Consider the following 2,936-nt stretch of genomic DNA (forward strand, 5'->3'; position numbering starts at 1 on the left):
AAAAACCTTGTTGGATAAGACTTTTAGACCTTTTGTCAATCAAAAAGTACCGGATATGGGAGTGATCGGGGGGAAATTTAGGCACTTTTTCCCTGAAAATTAGGTAATTGACCGCCTGAAAATGGGTAAAACCCTACACCCCACACCCCACACCCCACACCCTGCCCCCACCAACAAACTTTTTGCCGCAAACCCTACTTATCATCTACCTATCTTAAAAACTTGACATTTCTACCTAAATTCTGTATTGTGCGGACGAGGCCGTACAACCTAGCGAGTTAATCTGCGCTAAGTTACTACAAACCTTTTTTCCGAGCAGATGCTCAGAAGATAGACCATCAATCAAGAACAATTTCACCCTTTTTGTATTTAGGACTTCCAAAAATGACCAAAAATCAGCAAATTCTGGCAAAAATCGGGGGGGGGGTAGCCTTGCTCTCCTTCTTTCCCTAGGTTTAGGACAACAAGCTTCTGCTGTCACCCTCGTTGAGAACTTATCTCAAGGAAATAATGGCACAGGAGGTGTAGCCATTAACATTTGGCAAGGATCAAGCTTTACAACTGGCAGTAGCAGTTATAACCTTAATTCTGCTACTCTTTTGTTCAGAGAAAACACCGCCGATCCCAACTTGTTTCTTCGTCTCTATAGCAACAGCAGTGGAACCCCCGGCACTCAGCTAACCAGTTTTACTAACCCGGCTTCCATTACCACCTCTCTCGCCAATAACACCTTTACCCTGGCTACTCCGCAAGCATTAACCGCTAATACCACTTACTGGTTAGTCAGTGGTATTTCAAGTGATACTGGTACTGGGTCTTATCTTTGGGGGTATACCTCATCTGCCGCTCAAACAGGACTCCCTGGTTGGACGATTGGTGATGGTTTCGTTAATAGTAACAGTCAAGGGGGAAGTTGGGATTCTTTTCCTACGGATGGCCCTTACCAATTTAGCCTTGAGGGGACTACTCCTCCACCCACTAGCGTCCCTGAACCGGGTTCCGTGGTTGCCTTGTTAGGATTAGGAGGATTAGGGTTAGCTTCTAGCCTGAAGAAACGGAAATAGGAACAGTAGGGTGGGGGCGACTCGATTCTCTTGTCTCGTGCCAAGGTTCCACCTGACAATAGGAAAAGTCAGCGTCTCCCTCCCTTCCCTGATAGGTTATAGCATTTTTCTTTATTCGTGGCAGACATCCTACTCCCCTCTCCCACCCCCGACCCCCCCGATGTCGGCGGGGCAGGGGGGTGAGGGCAATTAAGGGACTTGCGCTTTGATAATGTACCTTTTGGGCGAACGCAGTTCGCCCCTACATTGTGGACAAAATCCGTTACTGTAGGGGCGCAAGTTCCTTGCGCCCTCCGATAGATCAGGTTTGCTGATCACCCTAAGTAGGGGGAGAGCCTTCGAGATGTTATCGCAACCGAATCGGCGGTTAGGACATTGACAATCTCCGAAACCCTCTCATACTACCTCCTGTCTCCTGTCTCTTAACCCCACCACCAACCTTTTTGCCGCAAACCCTATTTAAGTAGGTGGGTGGAATTAAATATAAAATAAACGTAGCGACTGTCTTGATTGTCAAGAGGTAATTCAAAAAAACTCAAGCAGTTGCCGTAAAACTCAAAATCTCAAGCCAGAAAAAAGCGCAGCAAAAACTAAGTCGCTCAGGTTAAACCAAAGCAAGCGCAACCCTTGAGCAGAGATAACAAAAAGTGTGAATCTCTAGGAACAAGGTTGTAAATTATCAGGAAGCTGCCAAGGCTGATTTTGGCGAACCATTGCATTAAGAATAACTAAGATTTTCCGCACACAAGCAGTCAGAGCCAGTTTTTTTGATTTACCTCGTCCGACTAGGCGTTCGTAAAAGGTTTTAATCACCGGATTATGACGCATAGCTACCACCGCTCCCATGTAAAGAGTCGCCCGAATCTGAGCGCGACCTCCCTGAATCATTCGCTTACCTTTATGTTGACCACTATCATGATTAATCGGCGCAACACCGACTAAGCGAGAGATTTGTTTGGCGGTTAATTGACCGAGTTCTGGTAAGTCGGAGACGAGAGTAGTAGAAATTACTTGACCAATCCCCGGCACGGTTTTGAGTAAATTAACTTTCTCGAGCCATTGTTGGTTAGCTTGGGTCAATTCCTCAATTTCTTGATTGAGTTTTTCGAGGCAGTTATCGAGATACTCAAGATGGGCTTCGATATCGACCAAAGCTTTACCGCGAGCGCGTTCCCGTCGGTTTTTTTCGGCAGTCCGCATCTCGACAAGTTGCCGGCGACGACTAATTAAGTCGCCCAATTGACGAGATTCTTCCGACTCAACCGCTAATATTTGCGGTTGCATTGCTTCGCCAAAATGAGCTAAGATTTGAGCGTCAATGGCATCGGTTTTGGCTAATTTACCAGTGGCTTTAGCAAAGTCTCTTCCTTGACGGGGATTGATTAAGGCTACAGGTAAATCCGCTGCTTGTAATTGAATCACCAGTTCAGTTTCTAAACCTCCTGTCGCTTCCAGAACGATGAGGTTGACAGTGTAGGATTTTAGGGTTTCGACCAGTTTAGATATGTCCTCCTTTGTGTTAGCAACTTTCATCGCTTTACCGAGGGGACGGAGGTACACATCTAGGGTCGCTTTACTAATGTCAATGCCTACCCATTGAGAGATATTTTCCATGATTGAACCTGAGAAATTGGCGGGATTAATGGTTATTTTGGAGAGCATCCCCTTGATTTTACTCATCCTTGCCCGATACGGTCTGTTAGCTTAAAAATTGATTGTTTTCGCCACGACCCCGGCGACTGTTCGAGTTTTGTCAGGGAGATTATGGTGGTGACCCTTGCTACGAAGCGGTCTTTTCTGACCAAGGTTGGGACGGTCTACCACTTCTCTCAATATACAAGGTTGGGTTGAAGCATGAAACCCAACGCCCGC

General features: G+C 46.3%; 2 protein-coding genes. One reads left to right on the plus strand and one right to left on the minus strand.

All coding sequences use genetic code 11. The features are described from left to right. The first annotated feature begins 536 nt into the window (after positions 1-536). On the plus strand, positions 537-1,064 hold the full coding sequence (locus O9300_RS09700; protein ID WP_287971450.1) for a choice-of-anchor R domain-containing protein: 528 nt from the start codon (positions 537-539) through the stop codon (positions 1,062-1,064). A gap of 657 nt (positions 1,065-1,721) precedes the next feature. On the opposite strand, the gene O9300_RS09705 is transcribed toward O9300_RS09700, so the two are convergent. Beyond that, positions 1,722-2,678, minus strand: coding sequence for an IS110 family RNA-guided transposase (locus O9300_RS09705; RefSeq protein ID WP_287971449.1), 957 nt, complete (start codon positions 2,676-2,678; stop codon positions 1,722-1,724). Between the last annotated feature and the right edge of the window lie 258 nt (positions 2,679-2,936).

This window comes from Microcystis sp. LE19-195.1E, assembly GCF_027532095.1.
GTDB classification, from domain to species: Bacteria; Cyanobacteriota; Cyanobacteriia; order Cyanobacteriales; family Microcystaceae; genus Microcystis; species Microcystis aeruginosa.

Bases quoted from the DNA above. Each gene is read 5' to 3' on its own strand.
- O9300_RS09705 (WP_287971449.1), bottom strand. From the start codon at position 2,678: ATGGAAAATATCTCTCAATGGGTAGGCATTGACATTAGTAAAGCGACC.